General features: G+C 65.3%; 25 protein-coding genes. 13 read left to right on the top strand and 12 right to left on the bottom strand.

Features of this window, described 5'->3' with window-relative positions; genetic code table 11:
- Positions 1 to 139: 139 nt before the first annotated feature.
- The 4 genes from M2428_RS19025 (at position 140) to M2428_RS19010 (ending at position 5107) form a co-directional block, all read left to right on the top strand.
- Positions 140 to 1621 carry an MFS transporter gene (locus tag M2428_RS19025; RefSeq protein ID WP_277527522.1) on the top strand — a complete coding sequence of 494 codons (1482 nt, stop codon included), beginning with the start codon at positions 140 to 142 and terminating at the stop codon, positions 1619 to 1621.
- Between the two features lie 16 nt (positions 1622 to 1637).
- On the top strand, positions 1638 to 3215 hold the full coding sequence (locus M2428_RS19020; protein ID WP_277527521.1) for a GMC oxidoreductase: 1578 nt from the start codon (positions 1638 to 1640) through the stop codon (positions 3213 to 3215).
- Positions 3216 to 3290: 75 nt separating this feature from the next.
- Entirely contained in the window at positions 3291 to 4253 is a 963-nt protein-coding gene (locus tag M2428_RS19015) for a LysR family transcriptional regulator (protein ID WP_277527520.1), read from the top strand.
- 71 nt (positions 4254 to 4324) lie between these two features.
- The gene (locus M2428_RS19010) at positions 4325 to 5107 is read left to right on the top strand and encodes an SDR family NAD(P)-dependent oxidoreductase (protein WP_277527519.1); all 783 of its coding nucleotides are present in this window, start codon (positions 4325 to 4327) and stop codon (positions 5105 to 5107) included.
- Positions 5108 to 5125: 18 nt separating this feature from the next.
- Here M2428_RS19010 and M2428_RS19005 read toward each other — a convergent pair whose 3' ends face one another.
- The 9 genes from M2428_RS19005 to M2428_RS18965 form a co-directional block, all read right to left on the bottom strand.
- Positions 5126 to 5902 (bottom strand): SDR family NAD(P)-dependent oxidoreductase, encoded by a 777-nt coding sequence (locus M2428_RS19005; RefSeq protein WP_277527518.1) that lies wholly within the window; start codon positions 5900 to 5902, stop codon positions 5126 to 5128.
- Position 5903: 1 nt separating this feature from the next.
- Complete coding sequence (locus M2428_RS19000) at positions 5904 to 6902, bottom strand: fumarylacetoacetate hydrolase family protein (RefSeq protein ID WP_277527517.1); 999 nt, start codon at positions 6900 to 6902, stop codon at positions 5904 to 5906.
- A 10-nt stretch (positions 6903 to 6912) separates the two neighbouring features.
- The gene (locus tag M2428_RS18995; RefSeq protein ID WP_277527516.1) at positions 6913 to 7986 is read right to left on the bottom strand and encodes an amidohydrolase family protein; all 1074 of its coding nucleotides are present in this window, start codon (positions 7984 to 7986) and stop codon (positions 6913 to 6915) included.
- Positions 7983 to 9107 carry an FAD-dependent oxidoreductase gene (locus M2428_RS18990; protein WP_277527515.1) on the bottom strand — a complete coding sequence of 375 codons (1125 nt, stop codon included), beginning with the start codon at positions 9105 to 9107 and terminating at the stop codon, positions 7983 to 7985. Before M2428_RS18990 ends, M2428_RS18995 begins: the two co-directional genes overlap by 4 nt.
- 75 nt (positions 9108 to 9182) lie before the next feature.
- Entirely contained in the window at positions 9183 to 10226 is a 1044-nt protein-coding gene (locus tag M2428_RS18985) for a cyclase family protein (RefSeq protein ID WP_277527514.1), read from the bottom strand.
- On the bottom strand, positions 10223 to 11185 hold the full coding sequence (locus tag M2428_RS18980; RefSeq protein WP_277527513.1) for a fumarylacetoacetate hydrolase family protein: 963 nt from the start codon (positions 11183 to 11185) through the stop codon (positions 10223 to 10225). Before M2428_RS18980 ends, M2428_RS18985 begins: the two co-directional genes overlap by 4 nt.
- 6 nt (positions 11186 to 11191) lie before the next feature.
- Positions 11192 to 12211 (bottom strand): VOC family protein, encoded by a 1020-nt coding sequence (locus tag M2428_RS18975; protein ID WP_277527512.1) that lies wholly within the window; start codon positions 12209 to 12211, stop codon positions 11192 to 11194.
- 198 nt (positions 12212 to 12409) lie between these two features.
- Positions 12410 to 13630, bottom strand: coding sequence for an ROK family transcriptional regulator (locus tag M2428_RS18970; RefSeq protein ID WP_277527511.1), 1221 nt, complete (start codon positions 13628 to 13630; stop codon positions 12410 to 12412).
- A gap of 10 nt (positions 13631 to 13640) precedes the next feature.
- Positions 13641 to 13793 carry a hypothetical protein gene (locus M2428_RS18965; protein ID WP_277527510.1) on the bottom strand — a complete coding sequence of 51 codons (153 nt, stop codon included), beginning with the start codon at positions 13791 to 13793 and terminating at the stop codon, positions 13641 to 13643.
- 224 nt (positions 13794 to 14017) lie between these two features.
- Here M2428_RS18965 and xylA point away from each other — a divergent pair, with 224 nt between their 5' ends.
- The 5 genes from xylA (at position 14018) to M2428_RS18940 (ending at position 20016) form a co-directional block, all read left to right on the top strand.
- The gene (gene xylA, locus M2428_RS18960) at positions 14018 to 15208 is read left to right on the top strand and encodes a xylose isomerase (protein WP_277527509.1); all 1191 of its coding nucleotides are present in this window, start codon (positions 14018 to 14020) and stop codon (positions 15206 to 15208) included.
- A 19-nt stretch (positions 15209 to 15227) separates the two neighbouring features.
- Complete coding sequence (locus M2428_RS18955; protein ID WP_277527508.1) at positions 15228 to 16742, top strand: FGGY family carbohydrate kinase; 1515 nt, start codon at positions 15228 to 15230, stop codon at positions 16740 to 16742.
- A gap of 279 nt (positions 16743 to 17021) precedes the next feature.
- Positions 17022 to 17333 (top strand): hypothetical protein, encoded by a 312-nt coding sequence (locus M2428_RS18950; protein ID WP_277527507.1) that lies wholly within the window; start codon positions 17022 to 17024, stop codon positions 17331 to 17333.
- Between the two features lie 260 nt (positions 17334 to 17593).
- Positions 17594 to 18496, top strand: coding sequence for an aminoglycoside phosphotransferase family protein (locus M2428_RS18945; RefSeq protein WP_277527506.1), 903 nt, complete (start codon positions 17594 to 17596; stop codon positions 18494 to 18496).
- Positions 18497 to 18573: 77 nt separating this feature from the next.
- Positions 18574 to 20016: an HNH endonuclease signature motif containing protein gene (locus M2428_RS18940; RefSeq protein ID WP_277527546.1), complete on the top strand. Its 1443-nt coding sequence runs from the start codon at positions 18574 to 18576 to the stop codon at positions 20014 to 20016.
- Positions 20017 to 20184: 168 nt separating this feature from the next.
- Here the strand turns inward: M2428_RS18940 and M2428_RS18935 are convergent, their stop codons facing one another.
- Genes M2428_RS18935 through M2428_RS18925 form a run of 3 tightly spaced genes read right to left on the bottom strand, consistent with a single transcriptional unit; the run spans position 20185 to position 22785 of the window.
- The gene (locus M2428_RS18935) at positions 20185 to 20700 is read right to left on the bottom strand and encodes a DUF2867 domain-containing protein (protein ID WP_277527505.1); all 516 of its coding nucleotides are present in this window, start codon (positions 20698 to 20700) and stop codon (positions 20185 to 20187) included.
- Positions 20697 to 21611 carry an RNA polymerase sigma-70 factor gene (locus M2428_RS18930; protein ID WP_277527504.1) on the bottom strand — a complete coding sequence of 305 codons (915 nt, stop codon included), beginning with the start codon at positions 21609 to 21611 and terminating at the stop codon, positions 20697 to 20699. Before M2428_RS18930 ends, M2428_RS18935 begins: the two co-directional genes overlap by 4 nt.
- 4 nt (positions 21612 to 21615) lie before the next feature.
- Positions 21616 to 22785, bottom strand: coding sequence for an FAD-dependent oxidoreductase (locus M2428_RS18925; protein WP_277527502.1), 1170 nt, complete (start codon positions 22783 to 22785; stop codon positions 21616 to 21618).
- A gap of 94 nt (positions 22786 to 22879) precedes the next feature.
- Between M2428_RS18925 and M2428_RS18920 the strand changes: the two genes are divergently transcribed.
- From M2428_RS18920 to M2428_RS18905, 4 genes are all read left to right on the top strand, one after another.
- On the top strand, positions 22880 to 23059 hold the full coding sequence (locus M2428_RS18920; RefSeq protein ID WP_346780761.1) for a hypothetical protein: 180 nt from the start codon (positions 22880 to 22882) through the stop codon (positions 23057 to 23059).
- A 115-nt stretch (positions 23060 to 23174) separates the two neighbouring features.
- The gene (locus tag M2428_RS18915; protein WP_277527501.1) at positions 23175 to 23399 is read left to right on the top strand and encodes a hypothetical protein; all 225 of its coding nucleotides are present in this window, start codon (positions 23175 to 23177) and stop codon (positions 23397 to 23399) included.
- Between the two features lie 252 nt (positions 23400 to 23651).
- Positions 23652 to 25217 carry a glycoside hydrolase family 32 protein gene (locus M2428_RS18910; protein ID WP_277527500.1) on the top strand — a complete coding sequence of 522 codons (1566 nt, stop codon included), beginning with the start codon at positions 23652 to 23654 and terminating at the stop codon, positions 25215 to 25217.
- Positions 25218 to 25365: 148 nt separating this feature from the next.
- Entirely contained in the window at positions 25366 to 26802 is a 1437-nt protein-coding gene (locus tag M2428_RS18905) for a glycoside hydrolase (RefSeq protein WP_277527499.1), read from the top strand.
- Positions 26803 to 26812: the final 10 nt, after the last annotated feature.

Genomic DNA, 26812 nt, shown 5'->3' with positions numbered 1-26812 from the left:
CCAACTAAAGTGGGGTAGTATGGGTAACGGCGCCGGGGTTCCTTCCGAACCCGTTCTCCGTCGTGATGGCGCGCCGGAGGCACAACACGTCGCGTCGACGGCCCGATCGTTCGGGTAGATCACTATGCCACTTTCACCTTTGAGACTCCGTCTCCTTGTTATCTCCCTGCTCACGGTTTCCTTCCTCGGCGCCCTGGACCACACCGTGGTGTCCACGTCCCTGGCCACGGTTGCGGGTGAGCTGGGCGCTCTGAAGCTCATGAGCTGGGTTGTTGTGGGGTACACCCTCGCGAGCACAGTGCTACTGCCGGTGCTCGGCAAACTAGGTGATGTCCTGGGAGCCCGCCGGATCTTCCTCGGTTCGCTGGTGATGTTCCTGGCTGCCTCCCTGGCCTGCGGGTTCTCCCAGGACATGGCATGGCTTATCGCCGCGCGCGTCCTGCAGGGGATGAGCTCCGCGGGCCTGCAGCTAATGTCGCAGACCATCATCGCCAGGGTCACCTCGCAGCGGGAACGTCCGCGCTACATGGCCATCATTGGCGCAGCTTTCCCCATCGCGGTCCTGGTTGGCCCCGTTCTCGGTGGCGCCATCACCGATTACTGGGGCTGGCAGTGGGTTTTCTGGATCAACATCCCGGTGGGCGCTGCAGCCCTGGCCCTTGCCCTGGTTGCCGTTCCCCACTTGGAGCCTGGCCCCATGCCCCGCCACTTCGACGTTGCCGGGGCAGCTGTTTTTACCGCTGCACTGGTGGCCCTTGTCCTCGCCGCCACCTGGGCCGCAGAACGGAGCGCAGGCCCTGCCACCGCTGCCGCGCTCGCGGTCAGCATTCTGGGCTTTGTTGCCTTCTACTTTGTTGAGCGCCGCGCACCCGAACCCATCGTCCCCCTGCATTTCTTCGCCAACCGGACCATCGCGGCAGGCACCGCACTCTCGGCGATTATCGGCGTCGGCCTCTTCTCCATCACCGCCTATTTGCCCACGTACTTCCAAATGGCGTACCAGACAACCGCCACCGTGTCCGGGCTCGTGCCCATCGCAACCGTGTTCGGCATGCTGACCAGCAACCTGCTCACCGGATGGCTGGCCAGCCGGACAGGGCGGTACCGGATCTTCCCCATCCTGGGAACATCGTTGGGGGCCGCCGGACTTTTTGTGATGGCGATGCTGCCCGCCGGGCTTCCGCTATGGGTTCCCATGATCGTTATGGCCGCTGTTGGGATGGGCACCGGCGCGTTCATGAGCCTGATCGTCGCAGTGGTCCAGGGAGCTGCTCCGGCCAGCCAGACCGGCACCATCACCGCGACCATCAACCTGGTGCGGCAGGTGGGGTCAACAGTGGCGACGGCGATTATCGGCGGGGTGATCGGCTTCGGCGTGGCGGCCCTTTTGCCGGCGGGCCTGGACGCTTCCACCCTGACCCCGAAGCTGGTCCAAGGGGCCGCGCCGGCAGTCCAGGCCAGCGTGGCTCAGATCTACGGCTCAGTCTTCACACCCATCTTTATTGCCTTGGCGGCCACGTACGCCGTGGGAATCGTCGCGGCGGTTCTGCTTCCGCACGGGCGCCTCTCTGACGAACCCGTTCTCGCTTCGCAAACAACTTCCGAATCCCTTTCGGCCTGATTTCAAAGGAGACATCATGTCCAACCCAACTATCGCCATCGTCGGCAGCGGGCCCATCGGCTCCACCTATGCGCGGGTGCTCCTCGAGCAGGTCCCGAACGCCCGGGTGGTGATGTTCGAAGCCGGACCGCGGCTTACGGAGGTTCCCGGCGAAAGCGTCCGCAATATCCCCGACCCAGCCGAGAAGGCGCGTGCGCGCGAGATGTCGCAGGGGCCGCAGGCCGGTGCCTATCGGGAGTCGCTCGGCATCCCCGCAGCCACCGTAACCGAGGGCATGTTCACCGCCCGTCAAGGCACCCACCTTCTGGACTTCGGCGGCGCAGGCTCCGCCCACGCGTCATCCTTCCCGGCCGCGGCTGCGGCCACCAACGTGGGTGGCCAAGGTGCGCACTGGACCTGCGCGACGCCGTCGCCCGCCTTCAGTGAAAAGATCCCCTTCATAGCGGGCGACGAATGGGAAAGGCTGATTGAGGACGCGAAGCAGCTGCTGCACGTCCACAGCGCAGCGTTTGCCGACTCCGCCGTTGGTGAGGCCATTCGGACCCTCCTCGATGAAGAGTTCGGCGCGGAGCTGCCGGATGGGTACGGCGTGGGCACCCTTCCGGTTGCCGGGGACCCGCAGCCCGACGGGTCCGTGCGCTGGGCGGGGGCCGACGTCGTCCTCGGACCGCTGATCGATAAGGACAGCCTGGTCTCGAAGCAGTTCGAACTCCGTGACCTCACCCTGGTCCGCCGCGTGGAACTGGACGGACACCGGGTCACCGGTGTCACCGCCGAGGACCTCCGCACCGGGGAGAAGTCATTCGTGGCAGCGGACATCGTTGTGGTGGCCGGGGATGCCTTCCGCTCCCCGCAGCTCCTCTGGGCATCCGGCGTGCGGCCGAAGGCGCTGGGTCACTACCTGACCGAGCATCCCGTGGTCATCTCCACGGTGGCGCTGGACGCCGAAAAGATGGGGCGGTACGCCACCGAAGAGGACCTCAAGGCCGAGCTGGCCCGGCGCGCACTGAACCCGGCAGACCCCGTCGCGGCGGTCAACCGCATCCCGTTCTCAGAGCCGGAGCACCCCTTCTCCGTCCAGGTGATGTACACCGAGACCACGCCGTTCCCGATGGAGCCGGGAACCCCGTACTCCGAGAACCGCTGGGGCTACGTCAACATGGGCTACGGCATGCGCAAGCACCCGCGCTACGAGGATGCCGTCATCTTCGACGACAATGAGCCGGACTACAGGGGATTCCCCAACATGACCATCGAGTACGCGCTCACCGAGCGGGAAAACGCGGAAATCGCCGAGGCAACCGAGCGGCTGCGGCGTGCCGGCAAGGCCCTTGGCGCCTTCGTTGCCGAGCCCCGGCTCATGCCGAACGGCTCGAGCCTGCACTACCAGGGCACCATGCGCATGGGTGAAACCGACGACGGCAGCTCGGTGGCGGACCCGTGGTCGCGCGTGTGGGGCTACGACAATCTGGTAGTGGGCGGAAATGCGCTCATTCCGACGGCAACGGCCATGAATCCCACGCTGATGAGCGTGGCCATCGCGGTCCGCGGTGCCCGGAAGGTTGCTGAGAAGCTTGGTTCGGAGGGCGCCTAGGTCAGCTGCTCGTTGGGGCTCGGACGGCCGCCAGCTGTGGCTGGGCTGACCTCGAGGCACGGATAACCTGTGGGTATGAAGAACCTGGACCTCAACCTGCTGCCCCAGCTGCAGGTCCTGCTGGAACTGCGGAACATCTCCCGGGCAGCCGAGAGGCTCCAGCTCAGCCAGCCAGCCACCAGCGCCGCCATGGCCAGGCTCCGGCGCCATTTCGACGACGAACTCCTGGTGCGGAACGGCCGCACCTATGACCTCACGCCCTTCGCACAGTCCCTGGTCCCGCTGGTTGATGAAGCCATGCTTCACATCCAGCGGGCCACGCGCGTACGGTCCGGCTTCGACGCCGCCACGAGCGAGCGGGAATTCATCATCGCAGCCTCGGACTACGCGGCGGCGCTGATCGTGGGGCCGCTGCGGGGGATCCTGCGCGAGGAGGCCCCCGGGGTGTCGGTGGATTTCGTTCCCACAGCCAAGTCCGGGATCCAGGGCCAGATGGCTGACTACTCAAAAATCGACCTGCTCGTCGGGCCCACGGGGTACCAGATGCAGGGAGCCAGCAAGCAGCTGTTCCGGGACAGCTTCGTTGCTGTGGCTGACACCGGAAATCCCCTGCTCCAGCAGCCCCGGCTCACTGTGGAGGACCTGGCCACTGTTCCCCACGCCGTCGGCTATTTCGGTGAGGGAATCAGCACCCCAGCGGACAAGCTGTTCGAATCGCGAGGTATTCAGCGCCGCGTGGCGGCTGTGGTGGCCGGGTTCCTGTCCCTGCCACTCCTGGTGGAAGGGACAGACCTCGTGGCGCTCGTCCCCGGGATGCTGGCAGCACGGGCTCAACGCGGCGCGGACATCGTTGTGCTGGGGTTCTCCGAAGGCGCTGAAGCATCCCTCGTGGAAGCGATGTACTGGCACCCGTCCCAGGCAGAGGACCCTGCCAGCGTCTGGCTGCGTTCTGTGGTCCAGCGGGCCTGTTCGCGGCTGCACGAACTTTTCCCCGTCACCGCCCACCCCGTGACTATCCACGCGGCGGATACCACCTAGAGCCAAAGCGCCGTTCCCCGTCCGGGCCATTCCTGCGAGAGTCGAAGGAACGCACTTTCGAAGGGACCCCTATGCCTGTCTCCAGCCAGCGCTTGGCCGGCAAAACCGCCGTCATCACCGGAACGGCCAGCGGCCAGGGCAGGGCGGCGGCGCTCGCCTTCGCCGAGGCGGGCGCCGTGGTGGTGGGCTGCGACATGGACGACGACGGCGCCGCGGCCACCGTCCACAAGGTCACCGCAGCCGGGGGCCGGATGAGCAGCAGCCGGGTTGACCTCACCGACGAGACCGCTGTGGCGGCATGGGCGCAGGACGTAGCCGCAAACCAGGGCCCGGTTCACATCCTCTATGCCAACGCGGCGGTCACCCGCTTCGCCCCGGTGGAGCAGCTCACGTTTGCCGACTGGAAGTGGAATGTTGAACACGAGATGGATGTGGTCTTCCTGCCGGTCAAATACTTCTGGCCACAACTGATCCAAGTGCGGGACGCCGCCGTCGTGCTGGTGGGATCCACGGCGGGAGTTACCGGTTCCATGACCAACGGCCGGCTTGCCCACACTGCCGCGAAGGGAGCCGTGGTGGCCATGACTAAGCAGCTCGCGGCCGAAGGAGCTCCCTATGGACTGCGCGTTAACGCTGTCAGCCCCGGAATGATCCGCACCGCCGCCACCGAGGGCAACCTCCTGGCCGCCGACCACCCCATGCGGTCCATCGCCGGCAGCATCCCGCTGGGCCGGATCGGCACGCCGGAAGAAGTGGCCAAATGCGCTCTGTTCCTTGCCTCCGACGAAGCGTCATACGTGACGGGCGCCAACCTGATGGTCGACGGCGGCTGGTCGGCGGTGCTGCCGGGCTAGTTGGAATCGTGCGCCACGTCAGCGCATGGCGTCGGAGACAGATTTTGCTCCGCCGTGGCCTGACTGGCCGCCGTCCACCGGGATCTCGGCACCGGTCACAAATGAAGAGAGCGGGCTGAGGAGGAACAACACGACGCCGGCCACCTCCTCCACGCTTCCAGTGCGCCCCAGCGGGATCTCGGCCATGGTCGCCTGCCTGAATTCGGGCTTAGCGCTCGCCGTCATGGGCGTTTCGATGAAGCCCGGATGGACAGTATTAACGCGGATCCCCCGCGGGCCGAGTTCCATGGCTGCCACCTGCGAGAGTCCCCGCAACGCCCACTTGCTGGCGGTGTAGGCCACCGGATAGTGCGCGGTCAGGCCTGCGACGGAACCGACATTGACGATGGATGCGGCACTGCCCAGCAGGGGTGAGAGCGCCTGGATCCCCAGCAGGCTTCCGGCGACATTGACTTCATAGACGCGCTGAAGGTCAGCTATGGAGGCATCCAGCAACCGGCTGCGCTGGGTGATGCCTGCATTGTTGACCAGCCCGTCCACCTGCCACCCATGGGACTCGATCCAGGAAGCTAGATCTGCCCAGCCGGAAGCATCGGCGACATCAAGCTGCCGGTACACCAGCGCGCCGGCGGAACTCGAGGGCACAGCAGCCAACTCAGCAGGCACGTCCGCCGACAGGTCTGTGGCGATGACACGGGCCCCGGACTCCACCAGCATGCGCGCCTCGGCAGCGCCCTGGCCCTGGCCCGCGCCCGTGACCACCACAGTCCGGCCACCGAGCTGAAGGGAAACCACGTTAGATACCGGAAGTAACCGTAGAGGCAACCCGGTTGCGCGGACGGGGCCGGGCAGGCACCCGGGTCACGGCTTCGCGCCGGGCGCCTACCGTGTTCTCGATGCTGCCGATGCCTTCCACCGTCATGCGGACCACGTCGCCGGTTTTAAGCGGCGGGGGAGTCTTTGAACCGTTCCGCCCCCGGAGCTCCGCGAGGCAGCCACTGCCGCAGGTGCCGGAGCCCAGCACATCGCCGGGCCGCACCACGGAGTCCTGCGAGGCGTAGGCGACGAGCTCGGCGAACGGCCAGCCCATGTTGGACAGCAGGTCCTGCCCGATAGCTTTCCCGTTGACTTCCACGGCCATGGAGATCGGCAGGAACCCTTCGGCGTCGTGCAGGTCCTCGAACTCATCCGCGGTGACAATCCAGGGTCCCAGCGTGTTCGCGAAGTCCTTGCCCTTGCACGGCCCCAGGCTGACTTTCATCTCCCGGCGCTGCAGGTCTCGCGCCGACCAGTCGTTGAGGACTGTGTAACCGAAAATGTGCCGGTGCGCCTCCGACGCTGTCAGGTTGCGGCCGTCACTTCCGGGAACGCGTCCGACTACGGCGGCGACTTCCGCTTCAAAGTCCAGGTCCTCGCAGCCCGCCGGAATACCAATCACCTCGCCGGTACCGGTCACCGTATGCGGGTTGGTGAAGTAAAAGGTGGGCGCCTCGTACCATTCAGGCACTACGCCGGCCACGCCATCGATGCTCTTCCGCACGCCTTCGACGTGTTCCTCGAACGCGACAAAGTCCCGGATGGTGGTGGGCGCCAGTGGGGCGAGCAGCTGCACGGCCGCCAGCGGAACGGCCGGGCCAGAACCGATGGTCCGGCGGGCAACACCCAGCGTTTCTTCGAGCCCGGCGTCCAAGAGCATCTGGACCGTCTGGCCTGCGGGGAGGGCGTAGCAGTTACCGCCGTCAACGAAGCCGGACTGCGTCCCGCCGTCATCATTCCAACGAGCAATCTTGACCATAAAAACGTCCTTAGGCTGTGCGGGGGGCAGTGAGGATGGAAGCGGGGGTGATGCCAAGGGCAGCAGCGTTGCCGGACAGCACCCTGGCTTCGTCCTCCGCCGGAAGCCGCGCCTCGATCACCTCTGCCGCGGGGCGGTCGGAGCCCATGTCGAACGGGTAGTCTGAGCCCAGCAGGACCTGCTCTGGGCCCGCCGCAGCCACAAGTGCCCGCAGCTCAGCCGGGTTATGGACCAACGAGTCGAAGTACAGCATCTTCAGGTACGACGAAGGCGGCTCAGCACAGCCGCGTGCCTCGGGCCGCACCTTCCAGGCATGGTCGGAGCGCCCTATCGTCGTGGGAAGATACCCGCCGCCATGCGCGGCGAGGACTTTCAGGTCGGGGTGCCGGTCCAGGATCCCGCTAAAGATCAGGTGGGAGAGAGCCACCGCGTTTTCCGCGGGCTGGGAGACGGTGTTGGCGAGGTAGAAGCGATCCAGCCGCTCGTCCAGCGAGCAGCCGAACGGGTGCAGGAACACCAGGGCGCCCAGTTCTTCCGCGCGGCGCCAGAACGGATCAAGGCGCGAATCCGAGAGCTCAACGGTGCTGTGCTCCGGATCGCCGGGAGTTGCGGCGAACGAACCGATCTCCACACCGAGCAACCCGCACTCTAGGACAGCATGGTCCAAGGCTTCCACCATCAGGGCGGGGTGTTGGAGCGGGACCAGGCCCAGACCGTTGAGGCGTTCCGGGGCGCGGTCCACGAACTCCCGCACGGCCAGGTTGGCGGCCTTGGCCACCTTCAGGGCCAGCTCTTCCGCGGCGAAATAGTAGAAGTGCGACGGCGACGGCGAGACCAGTTGCACGTCCACACCTTGGGCGTCCATGTCCGCAAGACGGCGGTCCAGGTCCGTCAGCTGCGGCCAGCGCTCCTTGATCATCTTTCCCGAAGCGGCCATCGACTCTGGTCCGTTGCGCCGGACTTCCAGGGCCTGTTGAGCGCCGAAGCCCTCGGGATCAGCTTCGGCCACCAATTGCTGCAGGGCCGGAAGCAGGATGTGGGCGTGGACGTCCACGGTAGGTTTTTCAGCAGGGCCGGTGCTCATGCGGGCTCCCTAACCAAGCTGGAGACTGAATGCATGAGGCCCGGCACGTTGGCGTCCCGGACGCCGTCGAGCATCCACTGGCCCAGCTGGACGGAGGCGTCGACCACTGCTTTTGCCCGGTCCAGGCGGCGGTCGGTGAACTCTTTCCAGAGTGTCTCGGTAATGTCGTCGGCGCCGATCAGGAGATCGGCCAGCACGGCTGCGTCTTCCATTGCCATGGCAGCACCTTGCGCAATGGTTGGCGGGCAGCTGTGGGCGGCGTCGCCGATGATGACGGTGCGGCCGCGGTTCCACGGCCCGTCAACCAGGTGGGTAGTGAACCACGTGTAGTTGATACGGGCGCTCTGGTCCAGATTGGCGCGGATCTCGTTCCATGGGCCGCCGTAGGCTGCGGCGAGTTCGGCCATAATGCGGGGGCCGTCCTCGTGCTTGCGCTCCTGGGCCCTTTCCACGAGGTATGCATAGATGGTGTCCGGGCCGGTGGGGCAGTAGCCGGCAATAAAGCAAGGCCCGCCGTAGGTCAGGTCGGTGCGGACCACGTCCTGCGGCCGTTCCACGAACGCGCGCCAGATGCCCATGCCCGTGGACTGGGGTTCAATATCGATGCCGATGGCCTTGCGCACAGCTGAGTGCAGGCCGTCGGCGCCGATCACGAGGTCGTAGCGGGCGGTGCCGCCGTCGGCGGTGCTCACGGTGACGGAATCGCCGTCGTCCGTTATTTCGGTGACCGTCTTGCCGTAGCTGATCCGTGCGCCTGCCTGCTCGGCACGCTCGCGGAGGATGGCGGTGAGGTCGGGGCGGTACATACCCAGGGTGGCTGGGAGGTCGTCACCGCCGGTCCGCATGTCATCCAACACGGCGATGACGGTGCCGGCGGGGTCCGGGGCGCGCAGGCCGAGGGTGCTGAACGCGTAGCCCTTCGCCTCGATTTGCTCCCAGACGCCAAGCTGGCGGAGGACCCGTAGGGCGTTCCCCTGCAATGTGATTCCAGAGCCAAGGGTCTGCGGGGCATCGGCCTTCTCCAGGATTTCAACCTGGATTCCGGCGTCGGCCAGCAGGATGGCGGCGGTCAGTCCCGCGGCTCCCGCCCCGACGATTCCGACGTTCTGTGCTGCTGCCATCGCTGACTCCTTTGTATTGACGGCGTAACTGATGATGGTTGTGGTGCTGTTGTACTGAAAGCTACCGGACGGTGATTACCGGAGGGCGATCGGGTTGACGGGCGATCCGACGGCGCCGGTAATGGGCAGGGGCGCCGCGGTGAGCAGGAAGTCGTACCTGCCGTCTGCCGCGCAGGCCTCCGCGAGGCCGTCCGGGTCCCACATTTCGCCGAGGAACAGCCCGAGGTTGGGGATGGCGATCTGGTGGAGGGGCTGGAAGGCGCCGTCGAACTCGTTGGGCCGGACCTCGAAACCCCAGGTGTCGGTGGCGATCCCGGCGATTTCGCTGTGGTGAAGCCAGGGCGCGGTGCTGAAGGACAGCCCGGGGGCCGCGCCGCCGGCGTAGTCGCCCCAGCCGTCGCGGCGCACCCGGGTGTACTGTCCGGTGCGGATCACCAGGATGTCGCCCCGGCCAACCTTTGAGCTGGGGCCCTGCAGGTCGATGGTCCGCTGGAGGTGCTCCGGGGTGATGGCGAAACCGTCCGGCAGCTCGCCGTCGGTCCTTCCCAGTTCGGGTCCGATGGCGCGGCCGACGTCCAGCAGGACGCCGCGGGTGACGATCTTGGCCGCAGCGGTTTCGATGCCGGTCACCAGGTCACCTTCAGAGGTGACCACGTCCCCTGCCGCCCGGCCGTTCCAGGCCTTGCCCTGGTCGAAGATATGGCCCAGACCGTCCCACTGGGTGGAGCACTGCAGCGGCATGGCAATGACGTCGTCCGCACCGCCGAAGCCGTGCGGGAAGCCCTGGTTGCCCCGTTCGGCGTCCACGCCGGTGTCGGTCATGGTGTGGACAGGATTGGTGCGCCGCCGCCAGCCCTTCTGCGGTCCGTTGGTGTCGAACGGCTGGGACAGCGAGAAGGCCTCGCCCGTCTTTACCAGGGCTGCTGCTTCAATGCGCTTGTCGGCGTCAATGAAGTTCAGGGTCCCAAGGACGTCGTCTTGGCCCCAGCGGCCCCAGTTGTTGTGGGATTCGGCCATGGCGCGGATGCTGCTGAGCGGATCGTCACGCCGGATGACCGGGGCATCAGTGGCTGATTCCCCGGTGCCGGTGGTGATTGGTGCTGTGTCCTGGCTGGTCACTGCTGGCTGCCTTCAGTTACAACTTCGTCCTTGCAGTGGATGAGCTGGGTGCCCAGTCCCGTGATGGCGCCTTCCATGACGTCGCCGTCCTGGAGCAGCCGTCCCCAGTGCTGGCCGTTCCCGGCCGGGCTGCCGGTGAGCACCAGGTCTCCCGGGCGCAGCGGCATGATCTGGGAGGCCTCGCTGACCAGCTTGGCGACACCGAAGATCATGTCTGAGGTGGACTCGTCCTGCATGGCCTTGCCGTTGAGCTTCAACGTCACCTGGACGTCCTGCGGGTCGCCGAAGAACTTGGCGGGCACCAGCAGCGGTCCGGTGGGCAGGAAGCCGGGGGCGTTCTTGGCGCGGTACCAGTCCGAGCCGATCGCCGGCATGTCCTTGCGGAACACGTACTCACGGGTTGTGATGTCGTTGACCATGGTGTAGCCGAAGACGTAGTCCAAGGCTTCCTCGGGGGTGACCCGGAACGCCGTCCTGCCGATCACCGCGGCCAGTTCCAGCTCCCAGTCGTGGGACTTGGAGTAGGCAGGCAGGGTGAGGTCGTCCGTGGCGGGCGCGATCGCCGTCGGGAGCCCGATGAAGAAGTACGGCGTTCCCTGGCCCGCGCGCTTGTCCATCATCGCGGCGGTCCTGTCCCGGACTTCGTCCTCGTCCTGGCCGGGTTCGCGGTGGGCTGCAGCGAGGTCGATGACGTGCTTGCGGTAGTTGGCACCGGTCTGAAGGACCTGGACAGGCTCTACCGGGGCGAGGACCTCGATGTCGGCCTTCGCCAGGCCGGTGTCCTCGCCTGCCGATGCGGCGATGGCATCCAGCTGGCTCTCGGTGGTGTCCCAGTGCTCGATCAGTGTATTGATCTCCTCATTCAGCGCCACGACGCGGTCGCCGACCAGCAGGCCCGCGCGGGCCTTGCTGTCACCGGTCTCCTGGAACCGGATGAGTGCATATTGTGTTTCGGCCATGGTGTCCTAGCCCCGTCCCTGCTTGGCGTAGGGGTTCAGGAGGGCTTCCTTCATCTCCGGGGACGCGCCTTCTTCCGTTGCGGTGAAGCCTTCGGCCGGGGGGAAGGATTCGGTCATGGAGTGCGGCATGGCGCCGTTCTTGTAGAAGTTGTTGGAGCCTTCGGAGGGCTTCCAGGTGTTGGCTTCCCAGTCCGGGACGTAGTTGCGGTATCCGCCGGAGTTGAGCTCGACGCGGAGGCCGGAGGGGTCGCGGAAATAGAGGAAGTTCTGCTCGCCCACGCCGTGGATGGAGGGGCCGTACTCCATCGGAGTGCCGTTTTCCATCATGACGTCCGCGGTGCGCAGCAGATCCTCGGTGGCGTCCACCCAGAAGGCGATGTGGTTGACGCGGCCGGCACGGCTGGAGGTGTCCAGGACGACGCCCAGGTCGTGGGACTTTTCGTTGGTGGTCAGCACGGAAAAGACGGTGATGGGTGCTTCGTCCAGGTCCACGAAGGCCATGACGCGGAAGCCCAGGGCCTCGTTGTACCACTTGGCGAAGCCACGGACATCAGAGCAGGCCACGGTGACGTGATCCAGGAACCGGGGCGCTGCGGCGTGGCTGCTGCGGCGCTCGGGACGGTCAGGGTATGTGGATTCAAAACCGGGCTCAGCCGCGAACTTCTCAACGTCATAGAAGAGGCGCATGTGGTGGCCGTAGGGGCCGGTGAATTCGTAGGCTTTGCCGTAGCCGTGGCCGCCGGCGGTCCAGGTGCCCTGGACACCGGTTGCTTCGAGGCGCTGGGCTGCGGCTTCCAGGGCAGCCTGGGAGTTGGCGCGCCAGGCCATCCGGCCCAGGGAAGCTTCCGGCCCTTCGGTGAGGACCAGGCTGTAGCGGTAGTAGTCACCCCAGCAGCGCAGGTAGACGTTGCCGTCCACCCGGTCGATGATGCGCATACCGAACTTTTCCTCGTAGAACCGTGCCGAGGCTTCGACGTCGGGGGTGGTGATCTCGAGGTGGGCAAGATGTGAGAGGGGAGTTTCCACGTTGAATTCCTTCTAAGTAACTGATTGCTTTGAGAGGGGTCGCTGCAGGTCTAGTAACCAGACTGAGGCAAAAGAGGTATTCGGTGAAGGGGTGTTTCCTGATGCCACCTATTTGTATGGCAGATAGCTGGCCTGGGTGGTCGATCCGCGCGCAATGCCGTACCCCGCTGCTCCGGCTTCTGAACCAGCGTCGGGTTCCTAGCCCGCCGCGGGCGCGGTGCGGGTGGTTGTGCCGAGGCCTGCGGGGTCGGCCAGGAATGGGGTAAACGCCAGCTCCGCGGCCCCGATCATCATCAGGTCAGAACCGAGTGCTGCACGGTATATCTTGACCTGCCCGGCGGGGCCGTCCATTGCCTGGGATAGCAGCACTCCGTCCACCGACTCCGGGGCGAGAGCGTACAGTGTTCCCAGGAAACCGTCCAGGACGATTGCCTCAGGGTTGAAAATGTTCACGGCATTGCGCAGGGCTATGTCCAGGAACATGAGCTGGCGTGCCACTTCGTCGTTCACCTCAGCACTGCTGCTGGTCGCCAGCGCCTTTTCGAGGTCGGCGGTGTCGCCGCGGCTCAGGCCGGCCAGTTCGAGGAGGCGGGACTGGGAGACTTCGGTTTCCAGGCAGCCGGTGGCGCCGCAGTGGCAGCTCTTTCCTCCGGAGCGGACAAAGGTATGGCCGATCTCCCCGGCGTAGCCGGAGGCACCCCTGAGCAATTGCCCGTCGGAGATAATTCCGCCGCCGATGCCGCTGGCGCCGCCATTGAGGTAGATCAGGTTCCCCTGCCCGGCACCGGCGCCGAAAATCAGCTCAGCTTCGGCGCCGAGGGAGGCGTCGTTCGCGGCCTGGCACGGATAGCCGGTGGCTTCGCTCAGCATTCGGGCGACCGGCTCGTTCCGCCAGCCCAGGTGCGGAGCGTGCCGGACTACGCCGTCGTCGCGGTTGACCAGGCCGGGCACGGCCATGCCAATGCCCGTGATCCGGTAGGACGTATCCAACTCGGAGCGCATCCCGGCGATAACAGCCGACGCGATATTCACCGCTTCGCGGGCGCTCGGTATCCGTTCAGTGTCGAAGCGGATCTTCTTTTGCACCTTCCCCCCGAGACTGACCAGGCCGATAGTGACGGCGTCGACCTCTGGGTTGACTGCCAACGCCGCGACCGACGGGCTCGGATGGACGTTCGGACTCGGCCTGCCGACCTGCCCCTCACCCGCGGGCGCCGTTTCATAGACCAGGCCCAAGGTAACGAGCTGTCCGATCAACGTCCCGACGGTGGAACGGTTCAGTCCCGTGTGCCGGGTCAGTTGGGCACGGCTGAGGACGCCGTGGTGATGGACGAGGGAGGTCAGCAGCGACAAATTGTTGCGGCGGGACGGATCCGGCTCCCTCGCCGCCGCGGAAGCAAGAGTACGTGGAGGCATCATCGTGACACTATCAGCGGCCGGCCACCGTGCAGCCAAGGAAGGCGTTGCGGAATTTCCCGTCCGAATCCATCCGGAGGTCTTGCGGTGCCGCCACAGTGCCCGGATGGGCTTGGTAGCTGAGGTTTTCCGTCCAATTGCGTTCGGTCACCATCTGATCAATCACGGTGGAATCCTTCCCTCAAGGGCCTCATTGCTTGATCTGCCGCTCAAATTGCTGTTATGCACAACTTAACAACCGCTCACCCGCAGCGCTAGAGCTTGGGCATCCATTTCGCACTTGGGGGGTTGACACCGCGGAAATTCATAATATGTTTGGGTCTAGAACAATTCTGCCTGGTTCCCCCGCATGCCGCACAACAGCAGCCACACCTACCTTCGGAGAATTCAATGGCGATTCAGCCCACCCGTGACGACAAGTTTTCCTTCGGTCTCTGGACGGTGGGCTGGGAGGCCCGGGACCAGTTCGGCTCCGCCACCCGCCCGCCGCTGGACACGGTCGAAGCCGTCAACAGGCTCAGCGACCTCGGCGCCTATGGCATCACCCTCCACGACAACGACCTCTTTCCCTTCGGCTGCTCCGCGGCTGACCGCCAGCGCGAAATCGACCGGCTTACCGGCGCGCTGAAGGCCACCGGCATGATCGTCCCGATGGTCACCACCAACCTATTCAGCCACCCCGTCTTCAAAGACGGCGGCTTCACCAGCAACGACCGCGGCGTTCGGCGCTTCGCCCTGCGCAAGGTGCTGGACAACATCGACCTCGCCGCCGAGCTCGGTGCCGAGACCTTCGTCATGTGGGGCGGCCGCGAAGGCAGCGAATACGACGCCGCCAAGGACATTCGCGGCGCCCTGGAACGCTACCGCGAGGCCGTGAACCTGCTCGGCGACTACGTCACGGACAAGGGCTACAACATCCGGTTCGCCATCGAGCCCAAGCCCAACGAACCCCGCGGCGACATTCTCCTTCCCACCCTGGGCCACGCCCTGGCCTTCATCGAAACGCTCGAACGCCCCGAACTGGTGGGCATCAATCCCGAAACCGGGCACGAGCAGATGGCCGGGTTGAACTTCACCCACGGGATCGCCCAGGCGCTATACCAGGGCAAGCTCTTCCACATCGACCTCAACGGCCAGCGCAGCATCAAGTTCGACCAGGACCTGGTGTTTGGCCACGGCGACCTGCAGAACGCGTTCTCCCTAGTGGACCTGCTCGAAAACGGCGGCCCCGACGGCGGCCCCGCCTACGACGGTCCGCGCCACTTCGACTACAAGCCCAGCCGCACCGAGGACATCGACGGTGTGTGGGACTCCGCGGCCGCCAACATGCAGACTTACCTGCTGCTCAAGGAGCGCGCCAAGGCTTTCCGTGCCGATCCCGAGGTTCAGGCGGCGCTGCAGGCCTCCCGTGTTGCGGAAATCAACGAGCCCACGCTCAACCCGGGCGAAGGGTACGAGCAGCTCCGCGCGGACCGCGCCTCCTATGAGGACTTCGACGCCGACGCTTACTTCGGCGGCAAGGGCTTCGGCTTCGTGAAGCTGCAGCAGCTCTTCATCGAGCACCTGCTCGGCGCCCGCTGATCCCGTGGCGGCTGCTCCCATGACACTCGTCGCCGGCGTCGACTCCTCCACCCAAAGCTGCAAGGTGGTGATCCTGGACGCCGGCACCGGCACCCTGGTCCGCGAGGGCCGGGCCGCCCACCCGGACGGCACGGAAGTTCACCTGGACCACTGGTGGCAGGCTTTGTCCGCAGCACTGGACGACGCCGGCGGACTGGCGGACGTCAGCGCGCTCTCGGTGGGGGGCCAGCAGCACGGCATGGTGCTGCTCGATCACGCCGGTGACGTGGTGCGGCCGGCCCTGCTGTGGAATGACACCCGATCGGCGGGGGCCGCCGCCGCACTGACCGACGAAGTGGGGGCGGAGGACTTTGCCCGAAGGACCGGGCTGGTCCCGGTGGCCTCCTTCACCATCACGAAGGTCCGCTGGGTCCGGGACCACGAGCCGGACCTGGCAGACCGGGTGGCGGCCGTCGCGCTGCCCCATGACTGGCTGACCTGGCGGCTCCGTGGTTACGGGCCGGCGGCCTCCAGCCCGCTGGGCCCGGACCTGGAACAGCTCACGACGGACCGCTCAGATGCCAGCGGAACGGGCTATTGGAGCCCCTCGGCCGGGGAGTACGACCTTGACCTGTTCAAGCTGGCCTTCGGCCGGGACGCCAGGGAAGCCACTGGGAACGCCGGGCCGGGGGAACCGGGAACCGTCGTCTTGCCCCGGGTTCTTGGCCCCGGCGACTCCGCCGGAGGGATCCACCCGGGCTGCTTCGGACCCGGCACAGCGGAGCTGGCCGGTTCTGCTGGATCTGGGCACAGGATCCTGCTCGGCGCCGGCGCCGGAGACAATGCGGCCGCCGCCTTGGGACTGGGGGCGCAGCCCGGAGACATGGTGGTGTCCGTGGGCACCAGCGGCACGGTGTTCTCGGTGGCGTCCCGTGCCGTCGCCGATCCCAGCGGAACGGTAGCAGGATTCGCGGACGCCAGCGGCGAGTACCTGCCCATCGCCGTCACGCTCAATGCCGCACGGGTGCTGAGCTCCGTGGCCGGCATCCTGGGTGTGGACTTCGACGAACTTGCGCGACTTGCCCTGGGCGCCGAACCCGGTGCCGGGGGCGTGGTGCTGGTGCCGTATTTCGAAGGTGAGCGCACGCCCAACCTGCCCCACGCCAAAGCCAGCTTCCACGGGCTCAGCATTGCCTCCAGCACCCGGAGCAACCTTGCCCGGGCAGCCATCGAAGGCATGCTGTGCGGCCTGTCCGGCGGGCTGGAGGCCCTGCGGGCGCAAGGCGGCGCGGCAACACGCCTGCTCCTGATCGGCGGTGCCGTGCAGAACCCGGCGGTCCAGGCAATCGCGGCCCAGGTCTTCGACCTGCCGGTCGTGGTCCCCAGCCCGGGCGAGTACGTGGCCAGGGGTGCGGCCGTCCAGGCGGCGTGGGCCAACCTCGGCAGCCGCCCGGATTGGCCTGTCGCGGTGGACGCCGCACCCGCCCCGGACTTCCACCGGGCCATTAGGCAAAACTACCTGCGGGCGAGCAGTCGCGTTGACCCCGGCAACTGAGCCGGAGCTCGTGAATGCCTTTGCTTCAACGCGGCAACGAAACAACGCGTCAACTCAACGACTGGTGGCCGAGAACGCCGGGCTGGACCTGGTCCCCGTGGCCGGCGACATCTCCCCGGAGGACACCGTGGCCGCCGTTGTCGGTGCCGCCGGCGGACGGGTCGACGCGCTGGCGTCCGAGGCAGGCAGCACCGGATCGAGGCCGCCCTCCGGCCCTACCGGGATAACGCCGGACGGCCTATCGTGGTCCCTGCCACAGCCCGAGGGAAAGGAACGACGATGTTCACCCTGCAAATTAGCTATCCGGTCCGGGATTACGAGGCTTTCAAGAAAGTGTTCGACACGGATCCCGCAGGCCGCGCCGCCTCGGGCGCCCGGTCTGTCCGCTTGTTCCGGGATACCGAGGACCAGAACAGCGTGGCCGTGCTCCTTGACTTCGACACCAAGGACGCCGCGACCGGCTTTCTGGAACAGTTGCGCAGGCAGGTGTGGGACAAACCCGAGGTGATAGGGCAGCTGATGACGGCAGCGCCAACAGCCAAAATTCTGGAGGAGGTGGCCCGCGAGGGCCAGGGCGCGGCTGACAGCTGAGAGCCGCAACTTCATGCTGTCCCAGGACGACGGCAGGAGTCCCGGCGTCGACTGATTCCATGTCCTCCCGCGGGCTGGATCATGCAGGGACTCCTTGCGTCGCAACACCGTGTCAGTCACAGACCCCGCGTCGCGGTCACCTTGGACCCTTCGACGCTGACCTCGTTCCGCGCCCCGTCCGCTGTTGGGGTCTTGAACTATGTTCGGACAAGGGAAAGGATCGGACTGCATTGCAGGCACAAAGGAAGGCGGATTTCTGAATGGCGGAAATGCCGCCAGCCACGGTGGAAGTGAGTAACGCGGTGGTCCAGCGCCTCGTCCGGGACCAGCGGCCCGACCTCGGCGATTGTCCGATAGCGCGGGTCGCGAACGGCTGGGACAACGCGACCTTCCGGCTCGGTGACGGCCTGGCCGTCCGGTTGCCGCGCAGGGCGGAGGCCGTTTCGCTGATACTTCATGAGCAGCGCTACCTTCCCGACATAGCTCGCCGCACCCCGGTTGCGGTTCCTGTCCCCGTCCATGCCGGCCGGCCGACGTCGGACTTTCCATGGCCGTGGAGCATCGTGCAGTGGGTCCCCGGAGCCGCTGCGGCCGACGTCGGGCCGGCAGGCCGCGGGACGGCGGCTAAAGGCCTGGCCGATTTCCTGCTGTCCCTTCACGTGGCCGCCGAAACCGACGTCCCGGTGAATCCTTTCCGAGGCGTGCCGCTGACAGACCGCGACGCTGTGCTGGTGGAACGGCTCGGGGACCACGAACGCTACCCGCAGGCAGCAGCGCTGAGAGCAGTGTGGGCGCAGACCTGTGCCGCCAAAGCCTGGGCCGGTCCGGCGATGATGCTCCACGGGGACCTCCACCCTGGCAACATCCTGCTGACGGACGACGGCTCCCTGGCCGGCGTCATCGATTTCGGCGACGTCGGGGCAGGGGACCCGGCTGTCGATCTTGCGGTGGGGTGGCTGATGTTCGACGCCGGCACTCGCCACCGCTTCAGGGGCGCCTTTGGCTCCGCAGTGGACGGGGACACCTGGATGAGGGCGCGCGGTTGGGCCCTCATCCTGTCCACCGCCATGCTGAGCAATTCCGACGATAATCCGCGGATGTTCGCCGTAGGGAAGTTCGGGATCAGGCAGATCCTGGATGACGGACTTAGCCTGCAACTCTGACGCCGGCGTTAAATGTCAGTGGCTCCTGAAATGCTGTGGATATGGACGGCAGAGCAGCTGCGGAGACATTGGAGGCCATGGAGGCCTCCCTTGTCAGGTTGGCTGCATTTGCCGGTCGCGGAGCCGGGAACGCGGCCTCGACTGACGCTGACCCACTTCGGGACGAAGCGGACGCGTGCCTGGACGGTATGGCCGAGGTGGCCAGCATGGAAGCCAGACTGGCCGCGCTGAAAGTGCACTTCGCCGCCGGATATGCCCGCGCTGCCGTCGCCATGGCGGCGCCAGCCGCCTCCCCGCAGGAGCGCACCGCCCAGGAAATGGCAATGACCGCAGAGGTGGCGTGTGCCCTGACTGTGAGTGAAAGATCGGCGGCGGCGCTCCTGGCGGAGTCAGCCAACCTGACCACTGGGTTGCCCCTGACGCTGTCCGCGCTGCAGGCAGCGAGCATTTCTTGGCAACACGCGCGGGTGATGTGTGATGAAACGTCCGGTCTGGAGCCCGCCGGGACGGCTGCCCTGGAGGCTCATTTCCTGGACCCCGAAGCTCCCTTTGCCGCGCGTGGTTGCGCCGCGGGGGAACTGGTGCCGGGCAGGTTCCGGGCCAAAGCGCGCAGATGGCGTGAGCTGCACCATCCCGTCAGCATCGAAACGCGCCACCGCAAGGGTGTGGAGGACCGCCGGCTGGAATATGTGCCGGACCGGGACGGCATGGCTTGGCTCTCGGCCTATGTGACTGCGGATGTGGCGGTGGCTGGATGGACCCGTGCCACGGAAGCGGCCCGTGCCCTGCAGGAGCCGAATGAATCCCGCACCCTGGCCCAGCTCCGTGCGGACGTCGCCACCGACTGGCTGCTGGCGGGGGTGGCGGAAGGAACTCCGTCACCCAAAGCGCAGGTCCTGGTGACCGTGCCGGTGCTGTCTCTTTTGGGCGCCGTGACGGAGCCCGCCACGCTGGACGGATATGGTCCCGTTCCGCCGAGCATCGCCCGCCGGCTTGTGGGGGATGGCGCCGGATCGTTCCTGCGTGTGCTGACCGATCCCCGCAGCGGAGCGCCGCTGGAGATCGGACGGACCAGCTACCGGGTTCCGAAGGCGATGCGCCAATGGTTGCGGCTTCGGGACGGCCGGTGCCCATTTCCCGGCTGCAATAACCATTCCCTGGATAACGAAGCGGATCATCTGTTGGCTTGGTCCGAGGGAGGCGGTACCGGCATCACCAACCTGGGCCAGCCCTGCCGGCGGCACCACCGACTCAGACACACCACAGCGTGGAGGCCGGTTGACGCGACCCGGGACCAGCCGCCCGGCTGGATCTCACCTGCGGGACGCTCCTATCCCAGCGAACAACAAGACTGGGAACCACCGCACTGGCCGCAGCACCTCGGCCACGCGGATGAAGGCTGGGAGTTGGAACCGCCCGACTGGCTCGACGAACTTGCCGGCGCCGTTGGACCCGGAGAGACCGGGCCGCCATTACCAGTGGATCCCTTTCCTGACTGGGCACTGTTCATCGCGGCGTAGGATCGGCGCTCCATGTTCCCCTCCCCGTCCAGTGAAAGGTTCGAAGGATGTGCCGGCTATTGGCCTGCGCCCCTGCCTCCGACGTGACCCTGAAAGGCCGGATCGGCCAGGACCAGCGCGATTCAGGCCACTGTCCCCACGCCCATCACAGCTCCGGTCAATCTCGACTCACCGGACGGGTTCGCCGGGTCTGCTTGCTGCGGCGATCATGCGATGCATGATGATGTGGTGGAAAGGCCGGATGATGTTGAAATAAAGCAGCCCCGTCCAGCGGCGGTAGCGGACGGCAGTGATGATCCGAAATCTGCGCTCGGTTCCGGTATCCGTCGGGTCTTCTTCGACGATTAAATGGCCGACCAGATGCGTGTCCTCGGCCGTGAGCACTATGAATGCGTCTTCCTTGCCGGCCGAAACAGTGAAGAAGGCGAGTCTGTCGCCAGGGCGGAAGCTGATCTCCTCCGGCCGGAGGGGGCGACCTGGACGGCTTGAAGGGTGCTCGATGCGCATTAGACGGGCAAGCCCTCCACGGGCGAGGAACAGGATCTTCAGCCAGGTGGGCTGCCACGAGAGAGCGTTGCTAATGCATTCACGCAGCGACAAGGATGCGTATGCGCACACTGCATCTAGATGGTGTGCTGGCTTTGTGAAGCGTTCAATTTCACGATGCATGGGTTCGAGCGTCATTGGCCCTCGCCAATGAAGGGCTCGCGATGAGGCAAGAGCGTGCGGAAGCTTCGGGCTTCGGTGGTCGCGCCGAGTTTGTCCGGATTTCGTACGAGGTAGATGCCCGTAACCTGTTCGTTGCTTGATTCAACAAGGGCCACAAGGTCAACCCTGTCTCCGCTGTAAATGATGAGGGCCGGCATCCCGTTCAAGGATGATGATTCAACCCGCAGATCAGGGAGCGGGGTTTTAGCGATGCCGGTGAGGAAGCGCACGATGTTGTCCGCGCCCATAACGGGTTTGCGGGCCGCTGTGACTTTTCCGCCCCCATCGGAGAGGAGGACGGCTCCCGGGGCGAGCACATCCATGAGGGACTGCATATCGCCCCCAAGTAGAGCCGTGAGGAACCGATCAGCGACCGCTCTCTGCCGTCGTGCATCCACCTCAAAGCGCGGTCGCCGCGCGCGCACGTGCGCCTTTGCCCTGCTTGCTATTTGACGGACGGCCGCCAGCGACTTGTCTGTGGCTTCGGCGATCTCCGCGTATGGGAAATCGAAAACCTCGCGGAGGACGAAAACTGCCCGCTCATCGGGGGACAGGGTCTCGAGCACCACGAGCATCGCAAAAGACAGTGATTCACTCAGTACAGCATTCTCAGCGACGTCCGGGGCCGTGACCACAGGCTCCGGGAGCCACGGACCAATGTAGTCTTCCCGGCGGCGTTGAGCTGCCCTAAGCGAGTTCAACGCTTGACGCGTCACGGTTTTGGCCAGGTAGGCTCGCGGATTTTGGACAGCTTCTGCATCAACACAGGACCATCTCAGAAAGCTCTCCTGAACGACGTCCTCGGCATCCGTAACTGTTCCAGTGATTTCGTAGGCAATGGTGAAAAGCAGGGAACGGTGTTCCTCGAAAACTCCTGCTGTTCCCACAGTCTTACTTGGCTTCTGCCGGCCGGGGGCCCTTGGGCCAGCTGTACGAACCGCTCTGGCGAAGCTCGCCTCTGATCCAGGAAAGCGTCATTTGGCACATCTGCGCTTTCGCCGTTGCCGCGAGACGACCCCGAAGGACGAACCGGCGCGGCTGGTCGTCGGCGCGCACGGTCTGAACGAGTCCTGACTTACGTCCCAGGCTGATGCACCTGAGCATGTATCCCACCGAAAGCGGGGCCGGAGCTCTTTGATCGAGGCGGGCCATGATGCTGTCGGCCGCGTGTGCACCAAGCGGCAGGGCCGTCGCGCAGCTCATGCGCAGGTGGCCGGCGACCGTTTGGGGGGCTTGTATGGCATCGCCCGCACCGAAGATGTCGGGGAACTGCGGGCACGACAGTGACTCGTCGACCATGAGCCGCCCGAGGGCATCGGTTGGCAGTCCGCTGTCACGTGCCAGGACCGGTGCGCTGAATCCTGCGGTCCAGATCGTGCAGTCAGACCGCAAGGTGTCACCACCCGACGTTATGACCGATGAATCGTCGCACCCTTGCACATCGGTATTTTCTATCATTTCGACGCCGAGCCCTGAAAGCCGTTTCATTACCGCGTGTCGGCCCGAGCCGGAGAGGCTGCCGGCAATGGCTCCGCGGGAAATGAGATGTACCTGTAGCTGCGGATACTTTTCCGCGATTTCGGCGGTAACCTCGATGCCGGTCAGGCCGGCTCCGATGATGCTGACGGTTGAGCCTGGATCCAGTTGCGAAATCCTGGCCTGCAAACGGTTCGCGTCGTCGGAATCCTTTAACCCGTACGCACCGGCCGGAATCTTGCCCCATGCCTGGGTACTGCCCACGGAGTACAGCAGTACATCGTAGCCGAGCGGTGCGCGGCCGCCTGATAGGTGCACGTTGTGGTTTTCAGGGTCGATGCGCGACGCAGTGCCTTCGACGATGTCCGCACGCTCATGCAAAAGCGAGCGCATCGGCACCCGGGCTGATTCCCGACTTCCTGCCGCGACCTCGTGAAGGCGAATCCTTTCCACGAAATCGGAAATCGGGTTGATGACGGTAACGATGATGGAGTCAGACAGTCGCGGACTTCCTGCGAGCCTGTTCGCGGCCATGACTCCGGCATACCCGGCGCCGATAACAACCACACGAATGCGTGCTGACACTGTGTCTCCTATCGCTAAACGAACGTTTGAACATAGGACACCGCAGAGGCTCGAAATGTGACACACCCAAGAAGACCGCACCATCACCAACATCGTGGCCACCTGGGGATCCCAGCTCGCGGCCGAACGCCTCGGCCCGCTGATGCAGGCCACCGTCCCCACCCCCGCCACCGCGGCGCAGCTCGCCGCCTCCATCACCTTCCTGCTCAGCGACGACGGCACCAACATCAACGGCGCCATCCTCGCCTCCGACGGCGGCTGGTCCGCGCTGTAAAGCACCGCACCCCAGCCGAGCGGACGACGGCGGGAAGTCCCGCCGTCGTCCGCTCGGTGTGAACCTACTTCTCGTCGGCGTTGATGCGCAATGAACTGCGCTTGCGGAGGGGACGGTGCTGCCGGACACGTGCCTGTTCGCCGGGACCATCCCGAACAACGTCGCCGACGGCCGGCATGCGGGGGCGGCGGAGATCGCCCTGTCCACGATCCGCGACGGCGACGTCATCCTGGAGATGGAAGCCGGGCAGATCGTGGAAAAAGGGGACCCACGCCCAATTGCTGGCTGCGGGGGAGGGCCAGCCACATCACATCAGCAAAGGCCCGATGGCCATCGGTAAATGAGCCCGGCTCCGACGCTTGAAGCTCGATAGCGGCAGGCTCAAACAAAAAACTATGAAAATCCCAGTCTGATTAAACGCTTGACCGAATTGAAGAACGAATTTAGAGTTCAGGTGCTAAAGCGTTTGAGCTCGGTCGCCTGACGCCTATTTACATCGACGTCTGTGGTGCTCTTTGGCCCGGCAAAGTACCGCCGCCCTGATGCGCCGCCGGAAACCTAATGTCTGTTTTTCAATGAAGAGGAACCATCAATGACACATGAAATTTCTCGGCGTCACGTCCTGCAAGGCACAGGAGTTGGCGCACTCACCCTGTTCATGAGTAGCGCCATACCTGTCACGGCCGCCCACGCCCAGGGATCACTGCGCGCCGTTTACCATATGACGCCGCCGTCCGGATGGCTGTGCGACCCACAGCGCCCGGTGTATGCCCACGGCGCCTACCACCTGTACTACCTGCACTCCGGGCAGAACAACGCCCCGGGAGGATGGGACCACGCGACAACCACCGATGGTGTGAACTTCACTCATCGCGGAGTCGCACTGCCGCTGCAGACGAATTTTCCCGTGTGGTCGGGATCGGCAGTCGTCGACACTGCAAACACCGCGGGCTTCGGCGCAGGTGCGATCGTCACACTCGCTACGCAGCCCACCGACAACGTCCGCAAGTACCAGGAGCAATACCTATACTGGTCGACCGACGGCGGTTACACCTTTACCGCCCTCCCCGATCCAGTGATCGTCAATTCCGACGGCCGCGCCGCGACGACACCGGCAGAGATCGAGAACGCGGAATGGTTTCGCGACCCGAAGATCCACTGGGATGCGGTGCGCAGCGAGTGGGTGTGCGTGATCGGCCGAGCCCGATACGCAGCCTTCTACACCTCGCCGAATTTGCGCGACTGGCAGTTGAAACGCAACTTCGACTACCCGAACCACGCGCTTGGCGGGATCGAGTGCCCCGACCTATTCGAAATGACCGCCAATGACGGCACACGGCACTGGTTGCTTGGCGCAAGCATGGACGCCTACACCGTCGGCCTGCCGATGACATTCGCATACTGGACAGGTACTTGGGACGGCGATCAATTTGTCGCTGACGACCTCAACCCGCAGTGGCTCGATTCGGGCTGGGACTGGTACGCCGCCGTGACCTGGCCGGCGGTCGACGCACCAGACGAGCGACGGTACGCGGTCGCCTGGATGAACAACTGGAAATACGCCGGGCGGGATGTTCCCACCGATGCATCCGATGGGTACAACGGTCAGAACTCGATCGTGCGGGAGCTGCGCCTCGATCGTCAGCCGGGAGGCTGGTACAGCTTACTCAGCAGCCCTATTGGAGCGCTATCAAATTACGTCAGCTCGACAACCTTGCTCCCCGATCGCAGCGTGAACGGCAGCGCCGTACTGCCGTGGAGCGGCCGCGCCTACGAGCTCGAGCTCGACATCTCGTGGGATGCTGCCACGAACGTCGGCGTATCGGTCGGCTGCTCCGCCGACGGCACGCGCCACACGAACATCGGCAAGTACGGTGACGAGCTGTACGTCGACCGCGCAGCTTCGGACCAGAGCGGCTTCTCGCTCGTGCCGTTCACCCGTGCTGCCGGGCCAATCGACGCCGCCGCACGCTCAGTGCACCTGCGTATTTTCGTCGACACGCAGAGCGTCGAAGTGTTCGTGAATGCCGGGCACACGGTGCTCTCGCAGCAAGTGCCCTTCGCAGACGGCGACACTGGGATCTCGTTGTACGCCGACGGCGGCGCTGCGAACTTCTCCGGAATCACCATCCGCGAATTCGCAGCACCAGCTAGCTAGGTGCGCTGGTCCTCCTCACGGCCAGTGCCCTATCTGCGAGAGCTCAGTCAACGACGGCGCAACTATTTTGCTAAAACGCTTGATCAATCCCTGAAGCATGGGTACCTTTGGGTGATCAAGCGTTTTAGCAGACAGGACATCACCGCCGATGACTCGCCCAGTATTCTTCCAGCCCACCGATGGATGGGTCGGAGATCTCATCCCCTTCGAGAAGGACGGGGAGTTCTGGCTCTTCTACCTTCACGAGGTCCGCACCGACCCGAAGCCGGGAACCTCGTGGAACCTGGTCACCACCAAAGACCTCACGCAGTTTGAGGACCAGGGCGTTTCCCTCCAGCACGGAAGTGAAACCGACCTGGACTTCAACGCCTACACGGGTAGCGTCGTCGTCGATGAAACCGGCATCCATCACCTGTTCTACACGGGCCAAAACCCGCGCAACCTCGGGCCGGACGGTGCGCCCCTGCAGCTCGTGATGCAGGCCACGAGCACCGATGGCATGCAGACCTGGGTGAAGCACCCGGAACTCACCTTCGGCGCCCCGGCCGGCTACGAGCCCGGGGACTGGCGGGATCCTTTCGTCTTCCGGGACGAGGCCGCAGGCCAGTGGCGGATGCTGCTGGCGGCACGGCACTCCGACGGACCGGAACGCCGTCGCGGCGTCATAGCCCAGTGCGTGTCCACTGACTTGATGACGTGGCAGCACACCGAACCGTTCTGGGATCCGCGCCGGTACATCACGCATGAATGCCCGGACGTCTTTGCCTGGGGTGACTGGTGGTACTTGGTCTACTCGGAGTTCTCCGAGTCGTTCACGACCCGATACCGGATGGCCAAGAGCCCCGACGGCCCCTGGATCGTGCCGGACCTGGACAGCATCGACGGGCGCGCCTTCTACGCTTCCAAGACGGCTGAACGGGACGGGCGCCGGTTCTTCTTCGGCTGGATCGCCAGCAAGGAAGACAACTGCGACGGCGGCGCCTGGCAGTGGGCCGGCACCATGTCAGTCCTGGAAGCACGCCAGAACCCGGACGGTACCCTGGCGTTCTCCTTCGCCGACGAACTAGTGGAGAGCTTTTGGGACGAGATCCCGGCAACCTTCGACCGGGAACTGCCCGCCACACTGACTGTCCCGGACGGCTACGCCGCCGTGGTGTCCGAGGAGGACCTGCCCCCGCAGTTCTACGCCAAGACCGTTCTGCAGATCGCACCCGGCACCACGGAGTGCGGTCTGCTGCTCCGCTCCAGCGCCGACGGAGACCGGTCGTACGTTCTCCGCCTGGAACCAAAGCGCGGGCGTATGGTGTTCGACCGCTGGCCCCGGGAAATCAGCGGCGACGCTCAATGGCATGTCTCAGGCGACGTTCCATTCGAAATCGAACTGGAACGCCCCTGTGACCTCAGCCCCGGCGAACACACGCTCGAAGTCACCGTGGACGGAGATATCTGTGTCGCCGTTCTGGACCGGCAAGTGGCCCTCAGCGCCAGGATCTACGACTTGGCCGCCGGGCGGCTGGGCGTTTTCGCCGGCGAAGGATCCGTCACCGTCACCGAACTTGAGATACGTCAGCGCACGGACAACTAAATATCCAAGC

Source organism: Arthrobacter sp. ES3-54 (assembly GCF_029504395.1).
GTDB lineage: Bacteria > Actinomycetota > Actinomycetes > Actinomycetales > Micrococcaceae > Arthrobacter.
This window is presented reverse-complemented; position numbering and strand designations above follow the sequence as displayed.

What these genes read in the sequence shown, in the direction of transcription:
- M2428_RS18950 (WP_277527507.1), top strand. Translation starts at nt 17,022, where the DNA reads ATGTTCACCCTGCAAATTAGCTATCCGGTCCGGGATTACGAGGCTTTC.
- xylA (WP_277527509.1), top strand. Translation starts at nt 14,018, where the DNA reads ATGGCGATTCAGCCCACCCGTGACGACAAGTTTTCCTTCGGTCTCTGG.
- M2428_RS19020 (WP_277527521.1), top strand. Translation starts at nt 1,638, where the DNA reads ATGTCCAACCCAACTATCGCCATCGTCGGCAGCGGGCCCATCGGCTCC.
- M2428_RS19010 (WP_277527519.1), top strand. Translation starts at nt 4,325, where the DNA reads ATGCCTGTCTCCAGCCAGCGCTTGGCCGGCAAAACCGCCGTCATCACC.
- M2428_RS18970 (WP_277527511.1), bottom strand. Translation starts at nt 13,630, where the DNA reads ATGATGCCTCCACGTACTCTTGCTTCCGCGGCGGCGAGGGAGCCGGAT.
- M2428_RS19015 (WP_277527520.1), top strand. Translation starts at nt 3,291, where the DNA reads ATGAAGAACCTGGACCTCAACCTGCTGCCCCAGCTGCAGGTCCTGCTG.
- M2428_RS18980 (WP_277527513.1), bottom strand. Translation starts at nt 11,185, where the DNA reads ATGGCCGAAACACAATATGCACTCATCCGGTTCCAGGAGACCGGTGAC.
- M2428_RS18940 (WP_277527546.1), top strand. Translation starts at nt 18,574, where the DNA reads ATGGAGGCCTCCCTTGTCAGGTTGGCTGCATTTGCCGGTCGCGGAGCC.
- M2428_RS18905 (WP_277527499.1), top strand. Translation starts at nt 25,366, where the DNA reads ATGACTCGCCCAGTATTCTTCCAGCCCACCGATGGATGGGTCGGAGAT.
- M2428_RS18935 (WP_277527505.1), bottom strand. Translation starts at nt 20,700, where the DNA reads ATGACGCTCGAACCCATGCATCGTGAAATTGAACGCTTCACAAAGCCA.
- M2428_RS18955 (WP_277527508.1), top strand. Translation starts at nt 15,228, where the DNA reads ATGACACTCGTCGCCGGCGTCGACTCCTCCACCCAAAGCTGCAAGGTG.
- M2428_RS18995 (WP_277527516.1), bottom strand. Translation starts at nt 7,986, where the DNA reads ATGAGCACCGGCCCTGCTGAAAAACCTACCGTGGACGTCCACGCCCAC.
- M2428_RS19000 (WP_277527517.1), bottom strand. Translation starts at nt 6,902, where the DNA reads ATGGTCAAGATTGCTCGTTGGAATGATGACGGCGGGACGCAGTCCGGC.
- M2428_RS18945 (WP_277527506.1), top strand. Translation starts at nt 17,594, where the DNA reads ATGGCGGAAATGCCGCCAGCCACGGTGGAAGTGAGTAACGCGGTGGTC.
- M2428_RS18910 (WP_277527500.1), top strand. Translation starts at nt 23,652, where the DNA reads ATGACACATGAAATTTCTCGGCGTCACGTCCTGCAAGGCACAGGAGTT.
- M2428_RS18990 (WP_277527515.1), bottom strand. Translation starts at nt 9,107, where the DNA reads ATGGCAGCAGCACAGAACGTCGGAATCGTCGGGGCGGGAGCCGCGGGA.